A 13,620-nucleotide genomic window follows, 5' to 3' on the forward strand; every position below is an offset into this window, starting at 1 on the left:
CATAGGCTAGGGAATTGTGCCCCGTATCTCGAAGGTCCTCATCGCCAACCGCGGCGAGATCGCCGTCCGCGTCATCCGTGCTGCGAAAGACAGCGGGATCGGCTCCGTCGCCGTCTACGCCGACCAGGACCGGGACGCCCTCCACGTGCGGCTCGCCGACGAGGCGTACGCCCTCGAGGGCACGACCAGCGCCGAGACCTACCTGGTCATCGACAAGATCCTCTCGATCGCCCGCCGCTCCGGCTCCGACGCCGTGCACCCCGGCTACGGCTTCCTCGCCGAGAACGCCGACTTCGCCCGCGCCGTCATCGCGGCCGGCCTGACCTGGATCGGCCCGTCCCCGGAGGCCATCGAGCGCCTCGGCGACAAGGTGTCGGCACGCCACGTCGCCGAGAAGGTCGGCGCGCCGCTCGCCCCCGGCACCCTCAACCCGGTCGCCGACGCGGCCGAGGTTCTCGACTTCGTGGACGAGTACGGCCTCCCGGTCGCCATCAAGGCGGCGTTCGGCGGCGGCGGCCGCGGCCTCAAGGTCGCCCGCACCCGCGACGAGGTCGCCGAGCTCTTCGACTCCGCCACCCGCGAGGCCATCGCCGCGTTCGGCCGCGGCGAGTGCTTCGTGGAGAAGTACCTCGACCAGCCGCGCCACGTCGAGACGCAGTGCCTCGCGGACGCCTACGGCAACGTCGTCGTGGTCTCCACCCGCGACTGCTCGCTGCAGCGCCGCCACCAGAAGCTGGTGGAGGAGGCGCCGGCGCCGTTCCTCACCCCGGAGCAGCTCGACAAGCTCTACAGCGCGTCCAAGGCCATCCTCAAGGAGGTCGGCTACCAGGGCGCGGGCACCTGCGAGTTCCTGATCGGCAAGGACGGCACGGTGTCGTTCCTGGAGGTCAACACCCGTCTCCAGGTCGAGCACCCGGTCTCCGAGGAGGTCACCGGCATCGACCTCGTGCGCGAGCAGTTCCGCCTCGCCGAGGGCGGCGAGCTCGACTACGCCGACCCGACGCCGCGCGGCCACTCCTTCGAGTTCCGCATCAACGGCGAGGACGCCGGCCGTAACTTCATCCCCTCCCCCGGCCCCGTGCACGTCTTCAAGGCGCCGGGCGGCCCCGGTGTCCGCGTGGACAGCGGCATCCAGGCGGGCGACGTCATCTCCGGCGCGTTCGACTCCATGCTCGCCAAGCTCATCGTGACCGGCGCCAGCCGCGAGGAGGCCCTGGAGCGCTCCCGCCGCGCCCTGGACGAGTTCGAGGTCGCCGGCCTGCCGACCGTGCTGCCCTTCCACCGCGCGATCGTGCGCGACCCCGCCTTCGCCCCGCAGGACGGCGAGCCGTTCTCGATCTACACCCGCTGGATCGAGACCGAGTGGGCCGGCGGCGTCGAGCCGTGGTCGGGCGAGCTGGGCGAGACCCCCGCCGAGCGCCGCAGCAACGTCGTGGTCGAGGTCGAGGGCAAGCGCATCGAGGTGTCGCTGCCCGCGCGCCTGCTCACCGGCGGCGGCCCGGCGGAGGCCGCGGCTCCCGCCCCGCGCCGCCGCTCCGGCGCGCACGCCGTGGACACCGCGACCGGCGATTCGGTGACCGCGCCCATGCAGGCCACCGTCGTGAAGGTCGCGGTCGCGGACGGCGACGAGGTCGTCAAGGGCGACCTGGTGCTGGTGCTGGAGGCCATGAAGATGGAGCAGCCCCTCACCGCCCACAAGGACGGCACCATCGCCGGCATCAACGCCACCGTCGGCGACACCGTCTCCTCCGGCCACCTCCTCCTCAACATCCTGTAGACCGGCGTCCCCCCTCCGCTCCCGCAGCCAACGGAGGAGACCCCCCTTACCAGGGCCACGATCTCCTCCGTCAACTGCGTTTCGGCCGGATTCACACCCTGATCTCCTCCGTTGCCAACACGGCCTCGATCGTCGAAACGACCGCGTCCGCGTCCGCGAGTATGCCCCGCGCGGGGAATCGGAGCCGGCGCGAACCGAGGAGCGCGAGTGCGGTGTCGCGCGTCCGGTCGCGCTCGAACGCCTCCCTGCTGCTGTGGAACGCGAAGCCGTCGATCTCGATATACAGCACACCGTCCACGCGCGCGTCCACGCGCCCCACACCCGAGACGGCGACCTGCTGTTCGACGAGGTGCCCGCGCGCGGTCAACCGCTGGCGGAGGATGGACTCCACCCCCGAGTCCGAGCCGGGGCGCGCGCACGCCGCCACCGCGCGGACAGCCGCGGAGCCCTGCGCGAACATCCCACGCAGTCCGATCATGGTCACCAGGCGCGCCGCCAGCGCGGTGTCGAGGACGGCGATCGCGGTCTCCTCGTCCGCGCAGGCGACCACCGAGCGCAGGCAGTCCGCCGGCGACACCCGCCACAGCTCGGCGCTGCCGTCGTGAGCCTCCCAGTGACGCACAGCGTCGTCGGCGGTGCGCCCGGCATGCGGGTGCACGCGGAGATGCAACCGCCCATCCTGACCTCCCCAGAGTCCATAGCTCCGTGCCGCGGACACGCAGGACAACCTCCCGCCTGCCGCCAGGGCCGCGCGGCCCTCGGCGGCCAGCCCCGGCAGCGCGTAGACACCGCGACGCGGTCGGATCAGACGCCCCTCCTCGACCGCCGCGGTCAGCACGCGATCTCCGACTCCGGCCTTCCGCAACTCCTGCCGTGTCACCGCTCCGCCACGCTCACGGATCACTCTCTGCCAGCTCATGCCCCCAACTCTGCTGGTCCTCGAGCCGTGGGCCCCGGGACTGCCGGAATCTGTGGAGAACTGCTCACGAGGTCGCTGTTGTGAGGGGAGGACATCCGCTTCGACACGCCCGAGAACAGCAGCCGGCGGAGGAGATCGGGGTGTGAGTGGGGGTGGATGTCCTCCGTTAGCAGGGTGGGGCGGCGGGGGCGGGGGGTCAGGCGGCCGCCATCACCTGCCGCAGACGCGCCAGGAAGACCTGCTCGACGCCGTCCACGCCTGCGCTCCCGCGCAGGAAGTGCGCCCAGTGGTCGTACACGGCCATCGACGCGGAGGCGATGCCCGGATAGTCCGGGTCCCAGCCTCCGGCGTAGGTCGACTTCTGCAGCAGCTCGTCGCTCGGGATGTAGCAGGGGATCTCGTTCGAGTACGCCAGGAACCACACGCCGTCCGATCCGCCGTTCTCCTGGCGGATGACCACGGCGAATCCCGAGACGACCTCGCCTCCGCAGAACAGCATGACCAGCCGCTCGGCGCCGCCGATCGTCCAGCTCTGCACGGGCAGCGGCACGCTCTGCTCCAGGTCCGCGAGCGGCGTCGTGTCGATGAGCTGGGTCATGCTGAAGGCGTGCCGGCGCTCGTAGCCGGCGACGGCGGGGTTGTCGCTCCTGGCGAGGTACTCCGCGCGGACGGCGGCGACGTTCCCGGCGGTGAGCGACACATCGAGCGGCAGCGTGACCTCCCCGTAGGCGGAGGTCATCGGGCCGGTCAGCGGGCGCCCCGGGGTCGCGATCGCCTCCACGATGGTCGTCCCGAGCTCGTTCCCGAACGTGTCGACATCCGCGAACGAGCCGGCGGCGTTCGGGTTCTGGTCGCCGGCGGGTCCCGTCATGAACTGGGCGAAGCATCCCGGCCAGTGCCCTTCGATCGCGTTGATCGCGGGCACGGGATAGTCCCCGTCGAACACGGTCTGGGTGCCGCCCGCGACCGGGTGGGCGCCGTAGCCGAAGAGCACGGCGCGCGGCGTCCCGTCGCCGCCGCGGGCGACGAGACAGGGCACGTCCGTCTCGACGTACGGCAGGTCCTCGCGGTTGAACGAGAAGCCCGCCGACAGCACGACGTAGTCGAGGGTGCACGGGGTGCTCGGCGCGGCCTTGGTCTGCGCGACCAGCGTCGTGATGGTGGCGACCAGCCAGGCCGTGTACGTCCCGACCGAGGTGAGGTTCTCGAGGTCGTAGGCGATGAACGGATCCAGCCCCTCGGTGAGCACCGGCCCGTTGTGCGTGTGGGTCGCCGTGAGGACGAAGTCCTCCGGCGGGATGCCGAGTCCGGTCACCGCCGCGCGGATCTGCTGGTGGGTGTCCCGCCGGAAGCCGAGGACGTCGGCGGTCACGACCACGTGCGGCACGGCGCCGTCGTAGATGATCGTGCAGCGCGCGTACAGCGGACTGTTGGTGCCGGTGGCCAGCCGCGGTGAGTCCACGCCGTAGCCGGCCAGCGGATAGCCCACACTCGGTGTGATGTCGATCTTGCCCGTCGTGACGGAGAACATGGAGCACCCCCTTGCTCCCCCGACCGGCCCGTTCCGGTCGGCGGCGAACCACAGCGTAGAACCGGCAGGCAGGCGTCGGCAACACTTGTATTTCCGCGGCCCGCCGCGGGCGCGGTCAGCCGGTCGCCTCGGTGGGGTCGCCCTTCAGGTCGATGCTGATCTCGTCGGCGTCGAGGTTGCTGAGGGCGCCGGCGAGCACGTCGGCGCTGAAGGTGCCGTCGTCACGCGCGTCGAGCAGCGCGTCGCGCTGGGCGCGGATGCGCTTCAGCCGCGCGGACTTGTGCTGGTTGAACGCCTCGGGGGTCCGCTCCGTGGTCTCCGGCATCGGCACCGCCTGCCCGGCCTCGTGCAGCAGCTCCAGGAGCCGCTTGCGCTCCTCCTTCTCGGCCTGAGGGTCGGAGGCCGTCGGCTTCACCAGGCGCAGCGCCAGCCCGAGCGTCCCGCCCTGGAGCAGCAGCGACCCCGCGGCCACCAGGAAGGCGATCAGCACGAGCACCGAGCGTCCAGGCGTGTTCGACGGGAGGCTCTGCGCGGCCGCGACCGTGACGGCTCCGCGCATCCCGGCCCAGACCACGATGGAGCCCTCGCGCCAGCCGAGCGGCGTCCCGGTGAAGTAGTCGATGTCCGCCAGCACCCGCCGCAGCCGCGTGCCGAACCGCGTGATGTTCTCGACCGTCCAGGCCCGCTGCCGCTGGCGCTGCCGCCGGATCAGCCGGCCGCGCCAGCCCGAGGGCGTCGCGAGCCGGTCGCGCGTGGCACCCGCGGCCTCCTGGACCCCCGCCACCTTCGCCACCTCCGCATGCGCGGCGACGGGGTCGGCGGCCAGCACGTCCGCGTGCGCCTCCGGGTCGTCCGCCGGGTCGACTCCCTCCGGCAGGGCGGGCATCGCATCGGGTGGAGGCGGCCCCTGCTCGAGCAGCCGCCGCGCGGCCTCCGGGTCCTCCAGCCTCTCCTGCAGCTTGGTCAGCGCCGGCCGCATCCGCTCGCGCCGGCGCCCGCGGCGGGCGAGCAGCGCCAGCAGCGGTGCCACGAACGCTGCCCGCACGAGCAGCGTGAGCAGCAGCGCGGCCGCCGCGATGCCGACCGCCGGCAGCACGCCGGAGTGGTCGTTCTGCACCTTCTGGACGATGCCGAACAGCTCCAGGCCCATCGTCAGGAAGATCATGCCCTCCAGCACGAGCTCGACCGTCCGCCAGTTCTGGGTGTCCGACAGCCGGTGCTCCGGCGACAGCACCCGCGGTGCGCGGCTGCCGGTGATCAGGCCGGCGACCACCGCGGCGACCAGCCCGGACGCGCCCAGCGCCTCGGCCGGGATGGAGGCCAGGAACGGCACCGTGAACGAGAGCACGGTGTTGACCGTCGCGTCCTTCACCCGCGCCCGCACGATCAGGTTCACCCGCCCGACGATCCAGCCGAACACGACCGCGACGACCACCGAGTAGAGGAACGACAGGGTCACAGCGCCGAGGGTGAACGAGGCCACCGCCGCGGCCGCGACCGCCGCCCGCAGCAGCACCAGCGCCGTGGCGTCGTTGAGCAGGCTCTCGCCCTCCAGGATGGCGACGACGCGCGGCGAGACCCCTGCGCGCTTGACGATGCCGGTCGCCACCGCGTCGGTCGGGCTCACGATCGCGCCGAGCGCGACGCCCCACCCCAGCCCCAGCCCCGGGATGACCCAGGCGAAGAAGATCCCGAGCAGCACAGAGCTCACGATCACGAGCACGACCGAGAGCCCGCCGATCGCGCCGAACTCCCGCCGGAAGTTCATCGACGGCATCGACACCGACGCCGAGTAGAGCAGCGGCGGCAGCACGCCCGCGATGATCCACTCGGGCTGGACCTCCAGCACCGGCACGAACGGCAGGAAGGAGACCAGGATGCCGACGACCACGAGGATGAGCGGCGACGCCACCCCGAAACGCTGCCCGTAGACCGCGGAGGCCGCGATGATCAGCACGGCGAGGACGCCGACGACCAGGACCTCCTCCACGCCTCGGCCTCCTGCCTAGAGCACGATGTGCATCGCCCGCGCGGCGTCCGAGATCGATCCGGAGAGCGACGGGTACACCGTGAACGCTCTCGCCACTTGGTCCACCGTCAGCCGGTGCTCCACCGCGAGCGCAAGCGGGAAGATCAGCTCGGAGGCCCGCGGCGCGACGATCACGCCGCCGATCACAGTACCCGAACCGGTCCGCGCGAACAGCTTCACGAAGCCGTCGCGGATGCCGAGCATCTTGGCGCGCGGGTTGGACTTCAGCGGGAGCTTGTAGATGTCGCCTTGCGCGATGCCGTCCTCGATCTGCTTCTGGTTCCAGCCGACGGTCGCGATCTCCGGCTGGGTGAAGATGTTCGAGGTGACGTTGCGCAGTTCGATCGGGTTCACCGCGTCGCCCATCGCGTGGAAGACGGCGGTGCGCCCCTGCATGGAGGCGACGGAGGCCAGCGGCAGCAGGTCGGAGCAGTCCCCAGCCGCGTAGATGTTCGGGATGGAGGTGCGCGCGACCCGGTTGACCCGGATGTGGCCCGACGGGGTGAGCTGGACGCCGGCCTCCTCGAGGCCGATGCCCGCGGTGTTCGGGATGGAGCCGACCGCCATCAGACAGTGGCTGCCCTCCACGGTGCGTCCGTCGGTCAGCGTCGCCACGACGCCTTTCTCGGTGCGGACCACCGACTCGGCGCGCGACTTGGACAGCACCTGCATGCCGTTGCGGCGGAAGACGTTCTCGATGACGCTCGCGGCGTCGGCGTCCTCGCCGGGGAGGACCTGGTCGCGCGAGGAGATGAGCGTGACCTTCGAGCCGAGCGCGGTGTACGCGGAGGCGAACTCCGCGCCGGTGACGCCCGACCCGACCACGATCAGGTGCTCTGGCACCGTCGAGAGGTCGTAGAGCTGGGTCCAGGTGAGGATGCGCTCCCCGTCCGGCACGGCGGAGGACAGGATGCGCGGGCTCGCGCCGACCGCGATCACGATCGTGTCGGCCTCCACCCGGTCGAAGTCGGTGCCGGAGTCGCCCGTGCCTGTCGAGACGATGATCGCCCCGTCGCCGTCGAGGCGGCCCTCGCCGGTGATGATGCGCACGCCGGCGCGGACGAGCTCGGCGCGCATGTCCTCGGACTGCTGCCGGGCCAGGCCCATCAGGCGCTTGTTGACCGCGGCGAGGTTGACCGCGATCTCCGGGCGCACGGGCTTGCCGCCCTCGCCGCGCGAGAAGAACTGCACGCCGAGGTCGGTCGCCTCCGCGATGGAGTTGGTCGCCTCCGCAGTGGCGATGAGGCTCTTGGAGGGCACCACGTCGGTGATGACGGCCGAGCCGCCGACGCCCGATCGCTCGACGATCGTGACGACCGCGCCGAGCTGCGCGCCGGCGAGCGCCGCCTCGTAACCGCCGGGTCCTCCGCCGAGGACGGCGATGCGCTGCTTGCGCTCGAATTCATAGGCCATGCCCTCATTCTTCCGTATCCCGGTACACGGATGCGCACCCCCGCGGACGCTGTACCGCGGGGAGCCGCTCAGTAGAGTTGCCTCATGCTCGAAACCACCCAGAACCCGCTCGACGACCCCTCGACCGACCCGTTCGAGGTCGCCAGGGAAGCGGCGCGCCAGCTCGCCGAGAAGACCGGCGTCGAGAAGCACGACATCGCCCTCACCCTCGGCAGCGGCTGGGGCAAGGCCGCCGACCTGATCGGCGAGACCGTCGCCGTCATCCCGGCCCACGAGATCGTCGGCTTCAGCAAGCCGGCCCTGGAGGGCCACGCCGGCACCCTGCGCTCGCTTCGCCTCGCGAACGGCAAGCACGCGCTCGTCATCGGCGCGCGCACCCACTACTACGAAGGCCACGGCGTCCGCCGGGTCGTGCACAGCGTCCGCACCGCCGCGGCCGCCGGCGCGACCACGATGGTCCTCACCAACGGCGCGGGCGGCATCAAGGAGCACTGGAAGCCGGGCACGCCCGTCCTGATCAGCGACCACATCAACCTGACGGCGGACTCCCCGCTGGAGGGCGCCACCTTCATCGACCTCACCGACCTCTACTCGGCACGGTTGCGCGAGCTCGCGAAGTCCATCGACCCGAGCCTCGACGAGGGTGTGTACACGCAGTTCCGCGGACCGCACTACGAGACCCCGGCCGAGGTGCAGATGGCCAAGGCGATCGGCGGCCACATCGTCGGCATGTCGACCGCGCTGGAGGCCATCGCCGCCCGTCAGGCCGGCATGGAGATCCTCGGCATGTCGCTCGTCACCAACCTCGCCGCGGGCATCCAGAAGACCCCGCTCAGCCACCAGGAGGTCATCGAGGCCGGCCGGGAGGCCGAGCCGGTGATCAGCGCCCTGCTGGCCCGGATCGTGGAGGCGCTGTGAGCACACAGGACACGCCTCGGCTCCTCGAGGACGCACGCGCCTGGCTCGCGCAGGACCCCGACCCGGAGACCCGCGCCGAGCTGGACTCGCTGATCGTGGCCGCCGAGGCGGGCTCCGCGGAAGCGGTCGACGACCTCCACGCGCGCTTCGACACCCGCCTGGAGTTCGGCACCGCCGGCCTCCGCGGCGAGATCGCCGCCGGGCCCAACCGGATGAACCGCGTGCTGGTCTCCCAGGCCGCGGCCGGGTTCGCGCACTGGCTGCTGGCGCACGCCGAGGGTGAGCAGCCGTCCGTCGTCATCGGCTACGACGGCCGCAAGAACTCCGACGTCTTCGCGCGCGACACCGCCGAGCTGATGGCGGGCGCCGGTGTGCGCGCGGTCCTGCTCCCCCGGCTGCTGCCGACCCCGGTGCTGGCGTTCGCCGTGCGGCACCTCGGCGTCAGTGCAGGCGTCATGGTGACGGCGAGCCACAACCCGCCGCGGGACAACGGCTACAAGGTGTACCTGGGCGGCGAGAACCACGGCTCGCAGATCGTCTCGCCGACGGACGCGGAGATCGAGGCGCACATCCTGGAGGTGGCGCGCGGCGACATCGGCGACCTCCCGCGCTCCGAGCAGTTCGAGATCGCGTCGGGCGACGTGGAGGCCGCCTACATCGAGGCCACCGCCGCCGTCGCGACCACGACCTCCCCGCGCGACGACGTCACGTTCGCGTACACCGCGATGCACGGCGTCGGCTGGCGCACGGCGGAGGCGGTGTTCGAGCGCGTCGGCTTCTCCACGCCCGTCGTGGTGGCCGAGCAGCGCGACCCCGACCCCGCCTTCCCGACCGTGTCGTTCCCGAACCCGGAGGAGCCGGGAGCGATGGACCTGTCCTACGCGACCGGGCGCGCCGCGGGCGTGGACCTCATCATCGCGAACGACCCGGACGCCGACCGGCTGGCTGTCGCCATCCCGGACGACTCGGCCGACGGCTTCCGCCGCTTGAGCGGCAACGAGGTCGGCGCCCTGCTCGGCTGGCGTGCCGCGGACCTCGCCGAGCGCACGTCGACCGCCGGGGCCGCCTTCGGCGTCCTCGCCTGCTCCGTCGTCTCGTCGCCGGCCCTGGCTGCCGTCGCCGCCGCCTACCACCTCGATTTCGCCGACACGCTCACCGGGTTCAAGTGGGTGTCTCGTGCCCCCGGCCTGATCTTCGGCTTCGAGGAGGCGCTCGGCTACCTCGTCAACCCGCAGACCATCCGCGACAAGGACGGCATCTCGGCCGCGACGGCGTTCCTCGACCTCGCGAACGAGCTCGCGGCCTCCGGCCGCACCATCGCGGACCACCTGGACGCGTTCGCGGAGCGCTTCGGCTACTTCGCCAGCGACCAGATCTCGATCCGGGTCACCGACCTGTCCCGCATCGGGGAGATCATGGCCGCGCTGCGCTCGACCCCGCCGAGCAGCCTCGGCGGGGTGGCCGTCGACCACATCGACGACCTCCGCGACGGCTTCGGCGCCCTCCCGCCGAGCGACGTCCTCCGCATCGTCCTGTCGGACGGCTCCCGCGTCATGGTCCGCCCCAGCGGCACCGAGCCCAAACTGAAGATCTACATCGACGCCTCGAGCGACGAGGGCGACGTCCCGGCGCGGAAGGCGACGGCGACGGCCCGCGTCGCCGCTCTCGCGGACGCGATGCGCGCGCTCACGGCGTAGCGCGCGGGTCAGCCCAGCGCCTCGTCGAGCTTCTGCTCCAGCTCGTCGAGGTCGAAGTAGTTCTGGACGACGATCACGTCGGCGTTGGTGGGGCCGATCCGGTCGACCAGCTCGGGCGACGTGAGGATGATCTGCGCGTCGCTCGACGCGGAGCCCACGCTCGCGACGTCGGCCGCGGTCACGTCCGCGTCGAGGCCGAGGCGGTCGAGCACGCGCTCGGCGTTCACCTTCAGGATGCCCGAGGTGCCGATCCCTGCACCGCAGATGGCGACGATCTTCAAAGCGTGATCCTGTTCATCGCGCCGCTTCCTCTTCGCTGAGCGTGAGGATGCGCTGCACCTCCGCGACATCGCCCGCGGCGGCCAGCGCCGGGATCGCGTCCGGGTCGTTGAAGACGTTCGCCAACTCGGCGACGCTGGACACGTGCGCCTCCGGCGACGTCACGGCGAGGCCGATCACGACGGACACCGGGTCGTTGTGCGGGTGGCCGAACACCACGGGCTCGTCGAGGGTGACCACCGACAGCCCGTCGCGGACCACGTCCGGCCCCGGTCGCGCGTGCGCAAGGGCGAGGCCGGGCGCGATCACGATGTAGGCGCCGAACTCCTCGATCACCTGGATCATCCGCGCGCCGTACGACTCCTCCGTCGCGCCGGAGCGCGCCAGCGCCTCCCCGGCGAGCTCGACCGCCTCGCGCCAGTCGGCCGCGTGGGCTCCGACGGTCACAGCGGTGGCGGGCAACAGTGGCAGCGGCATGGGTCCAGCGTACGCGTTAGCGGGTCACGAACCCTCGAAACCTGCTGTGATGATCTCGGCCAGTTCCTCACGCTGCTCGACAGGGAGGAAGGCCCCGGCCGCGGCGTTGAGCTGGAAGATCTCCAGGTCCGTGAGGTCGTACGAGAACGCGTCGGCGAGGATGCTGAGCTCGCGCGTCAGCGTCGTGCCGCTCATCAGCCGGTTGTCGGTGTTGACCGTGACCCGGAAGCCGAGCTGGTACAGCAGGTCGAACGGGTGGTCGAGGATGTCGTCGCCCCACGCCGCGATCGCGCCGGTCTGCAGGTTGGAGGTCGGGCTGGTCTCCAGCGCGATCTCGCGGTCCTTGACCCACTGCGAGAGCGTGCCGAGGGTCACGTAGGTGTTCTCCTCGTCCTGGCGCTCGATCGTGATGTCCTCCGCCAGGCGCACACCGTGGCCGAGGCGCAGGGCGCGCCCGTCGAGGAGCGCGCTGCGGATGCTGTCGAGCCCGTCGGCCTCCCCCGCGTGCACGGTGGCCGGGAAGAACTGCGAGGCGAGGTAGTCGAACGCCGCCCGGTGGTTCGCGGGCGGGAAGCCCGCCTCCGGACCGGCGATGTCGAAGCCGACGGCGCCGCGGTCGCGGTGGCGCACGGCCAGCTCGGCGATCTCCAGGCTGCGGTCGGTGTGGCGCATGGCGCTGACGAGCTGGCCCACGCGGATGCGGCCGCCGGCGGCGCGCACGTCCTCGATGCCCTGCTCCAGGCCCTCCTGCACGGCCTCCACGGTCTCGTCGAGGGTGAGGCCGCGGGTGAGGTGCTGCTCGGGCGCCCAGCGGATCTCGCCGTACACGACGCCGTCGGCGCCGAGGTCCTGCACGAACTCGCGGGCGACGCGGCTGAGGCCCTCGCGGGTCTGCATGACGGCGGTCGTGATGTCGAAGGTCTTGAGGTACTCGACCAGCGAGCCCGAGTTGGACTTCTCGGCGAACCAGGCGCCGAGCGCCACCGGGTCGTCGGCCGGGAGCGGGAGGCCGATGCCGTCCGCGAGCTCCAGCACCGTCGACGGCCGCAGGCCGCCGTCCAGGTGGTCGTGCAGGGACACCTTGGGCAGCGCCCCGATGTCGGTCCCGTCGGCGAGCGTGTAGCTGCTGTTCTCGTTCAAGCTCATATCTCCCAATCTACTGGCCTGCCGACTCCCGCAGGCAGTCGTCGAGACGGCGCATAATCCGCCGTCTCGCCGGTTTCAGCCCCATTTTGTGCCGCTTCGACTAGCCGATGCGCTCGGCGACGAGGGGGGTGCGGGTGAAGGGGGTGCCCACGGGCGCGAGGCGGTAGGCGCCCTCGAGGGCCTCCAGGGCGCGCTCGAAGCGGGCGGGCTCGTCGGCGGACAGGGTGAAGAGCGGCTGGCCCGCGCGCACCTCGTCGCCCGGCTTGGCGTGCAGGTCGACGCCGGCGGCGTGCTGCACCGGGTCCTGCTTGCGGGCGCGGCCCGCGCCGAGCCGCCAGGCGGCGATGCCGAACGGCAGCGCCTGCTGCTCCACGAGCATCCCGTCCGACTCCGCGACCACGGTGTGCGTCTCGCGGGCGACGGGCAGCGCCGCGTCAGGGTCGCCGCCCTGCGCGCGCACGGTCTCGCGCCACTTGTCCATCGCGCGGCCGTCCTTCAGCGCGGCCTCCACGTCGGCGTCCGGCTGCCCCGCGAGCGCCAGCATCTCGCGGGCGAGCGCGACGGTCAGCTCGACGATGTCGGCTGGGCCGCCGCCGGCGAGCACCTCGACCGACTCGCGCACCTCGTTGGCGTTGCCGATGGCGAGGCCGAGCGGCACGTTCATGTCGGTGAGGAGGGCGGAGGTCGCGACGCCCGCGTCCTTGCCGAGCTCCACCATCGTGCGGGCGAGCTCGCGCGACTTGTCGATGTCCTTGAGGAAGGCGCCCGAGCCGAACTTGACGTCCAGCACCAGGGCGCTGGTGCCCTCCGCGATCTTCTTGGACATGATCGAGGACGCGATCAGCGGGATGGCCTCCACGGTCCCCGTGATGTCGCGCAGCGCGTACAGCTTGCCGTCGGCGGGCGCGAGCCCGGAGCCGGCGGCGCAGATCACGCCGCCGGGGCCGCGGAGCTGGGCGAGCATCTCCTCGTTGCTGAGGTTCGCCCGCCAGCCCGGGATGCTCTCCAGCTTGTCGAGCGTGCCTCCGGTGTGGCCGAGGCCGCGGCCGGAGAGCTGCGGCACCGCGACGCCGAAGGACGCGACCAGGGGCATCAGCGGCAGGGTGATCTTGTCGCCGACGCCGCCGGTGGAGTGCTTGTCGGCGGTCGGCTTGCCGAGACCGGAGAAGTCCATCCGCTCGCCCGACGCGATCATGGCCAGCGTGAGGTCGCGGATCTCGCGGCGCGTCATCCCGTTCAGGAAGATCGCCATCGTCATGGCCGCCATCTGCTCGTCGCCGACGTAGCCGCGCGTGTACGCGTCGACCAGCCAGTCGATCTCCGGCGTGGTCAGCTCGCCACGGTCGCGCTTGGTGTGGATCAGGTCGACGGCGTCGAACGCCTCGACCCCTGCTGCGGTGCTCACGAAGATGTAACCCTCTTGCTCGGTGGTCG

At 71.8% G+C, this 13,620-nt stretch carries 11 protein-coding genes; 3 read left to right on the top strand and 8 right to left on the bottom strand.

Going from position 1 to position 13,620, the window contains the following annotated elements; genetic code table 11:
• Positions 1-16 precede the first annotated feature (16 nt).
• Positions 17-1,777, top strand: coding sequence for an acetyl/propionyl/methylcrotonyl-CoA carboxylase subunit alpha (locus ACFQ9V_RS00455; RefSeq protein WP_382457219.1), 1,761 nt, complete (start codon positions 17-19; stop codon positions 1,775-1,777).
• A 91-nt stretch (positions 1,778-1,868) separates the two neighbouring features.
• On the opposite strand, the gene ACFQ9V_RS00460 is transcribed toward ACFQ9V_RS00455, so the two are convergent.
• From ACFQ9V_RS00460 to ACFQ9V_RS00475, 4 genes are all read right to left on the bottom strand, one after another.
• A complete protein-coding gene (locus tag ACFQ9V_RS00460; protein WP_382457220.1) occupies positions 1,869-2,696 on the bottom strand; it encodes a type IV toxin-antitoxin system AbiEi family antitoxin domain-containing protein in 828 nt (275 codons plus the stop codon).
• Between the two features lie 196 nt (positions 2,697-2,892).
• Positions 2,893-4,227 (bottom strand): hypothetical protein, encoded by a 1,335-nt coding sequence (locus ACFQ9V_RS00465; protein WP_382457221.1) that lies wholly within the window; start codon positions 4,225-4,227, stop codon positions 2,893-2,895.
• 115 nt (positions 4,228-4,342) lie between these two features.
• Positions 4,343-6,217, bottom strand: coding sequence for a cation:proton antiporter (locus tag ACFQ9V_RS00470; protein ID WP_382457222.1), 1,875 nt, complete (start codon positions 6,215-6,217; stop codon positions 4,343-4,345).
• Positions 6,218-6,232: 15 nt separating this feature from the next.
• Positions 6,233-7,669: an NAD(P)H-quinone dehydrogenase gene (locus tag ACFQ9V_RS00475; RefSeq protein ID WP_382457223.1), complete on the bottom strand. Its 1,437-nt coding sequence runs from the start codon at positions 7,667-7,669 to the stop codon at positions 6,233-6,235.
• 84 nt (positions 7,670-7,753) lie between these two features.
• Between ACFQ9V_RS00475 and ACFQ9V_RS00480 the strand changes: the two genes are divergently transcribed.
• Both ACFQ9V_RS00480 and ACFQ9V_RS00485 read left to right on the top strand, forming a co-directional pair.
• Positions 7,754-8,587 (top strand): purine-nucleoside phosphorylase, encoded by an 834-nt coding sequence (locus tag ACFQ9V_RS00480; RefSeq protein ID WP_382457224.1) that lies wholly within the window; start codon positions 7,754-7,756, stop codon positions 8,585-8,587.
• Positions 8,584-10,284 carry a phospho-sugar mutase gene (locus ACFQ9V_RS00485; protein ID WP_382457225.1) on the top strand — a complete coding sequence of 567 codons (1,701 nt, stop codon included), beginning with the start codon at positions 8,584-8,586 and terminating at the stop codon, positions 10,282-10,284. The genes ACFQ9V_RS00480 and ACFQ9V_RS00485 overlap by 4 nt, the downstream gene beginning before the upstream one ends.
• Before the next feature lie 8 nt (positions 10,285-10,292).
• Here ACFQ9V_RS00485 and ACFQ9V_RS00490 read toward each other — a convergent pair whose 3' ends face one another.
• From ACFQ9V_RS00490 to ACFQ9V_RS00505, 4 genes are all read right to left on the bottom strand, one after another.
• Positions 10,293-10,565: a PTS sugar transporter subunit IIB gene (locus ACFQ9V_RS00490; RefSeq protein WP_382457226.1), complete on the bottom strand. Its 273-nt coding sequence runs from the start codon at positions 10,563-10,565 to the stop codon at positions 10,293-10,295.
• A gap of 13 nt (positions 10,566-10,578) precedes the next feature.
• Positions 10,579-11,040: a PTS sugar transporter subunit IIA gene (locus tag ACFQ9V_RS00495; protein ID WP_382457227.1), complete on the bottom strand. Its 462-nt coding sequence runs from the start codon at positions 11,038-11,040 to the stop codon at positions 10,579-10,581.
• Between the two features lie 24 nt (positions 11,041-11,064).
• Positions 11,065-12,186: an adenosine deaminase gene (locus tag ACFQ9V_RS00500; RefSeq protein WP_382457228.1), complete on the bottom strand. Its 1,122-nt coding sequence runs from the start codon at positions 12,184-12,186 to the stop codon at positions 11,065-11,067.
• Between the two features lie 100 nt (positions 12,187-12,286).
• Entirely contained in the window at positions 12,287-13,591 is a 1,305-nt protein-coding gene (locus ACFQ9V_RS00505) for a thymidine phosphorylase (RefSeq protein ID WP_382457229.1), read from the bottom strand.
• Between the last annotated feature and the right edge of the window lie 29 nt (positions 13,592-13,620).

It is taken from the genome of Leifsonia sp. NPDC056665, from assembly GCF_042791795.1.
Lineage (GTDB): Bacteria > Actinomycetota > Actinomycetes > Actinomycetales > Microbacteriaceae > Leifsonia.

Coding starts and splice junctions, on each gene's coding strand:
- ACFQ9V_RS00460 (WP_382457220.1), bottom strand. CDS start 2,696: ATGAGCTGGCAGAGAGTGATCCGTGAGCGTGGCGGAGCGGTGACACGG.
- ACFQ9V_RS00465 (WP_382457221.1), bottom strand. CDS start 4,227: ATGTTCTCCGTCACGACGGGCAAGATCGACATCACACCGAGTGTGGGC.
- ACFQ9V_RS00475 (WP_382457223.1), bottom strand. CDS start 7,669: ATGGCCTATGAATTCGAGCGCAAGCAGCGCATCGCCGTCCTCGGCGGA.
- ACFQ9V_RS00480 (WP_382457224.1), top strand. CDS start 7,754: ATGCTCGAAACCACCCAGAACCCGCTCGACGACCCCTCGACCGACCCG.
- ACFQ9V_RS00495 (WP_382457227.1), bottom strand. CDS start 11,040: ATGCCGCTGCCACTGTTGCCCGCCACCGCTGTGACCGTCGGAGCCCAC.
- ACFQ9V_RS00500 (WP_382457228.1), bottom strand. CDS start 12,186: ATGAGCTTGAACGAGAACAGCAGCTACACGCTCGCCGACGGGACCGAC.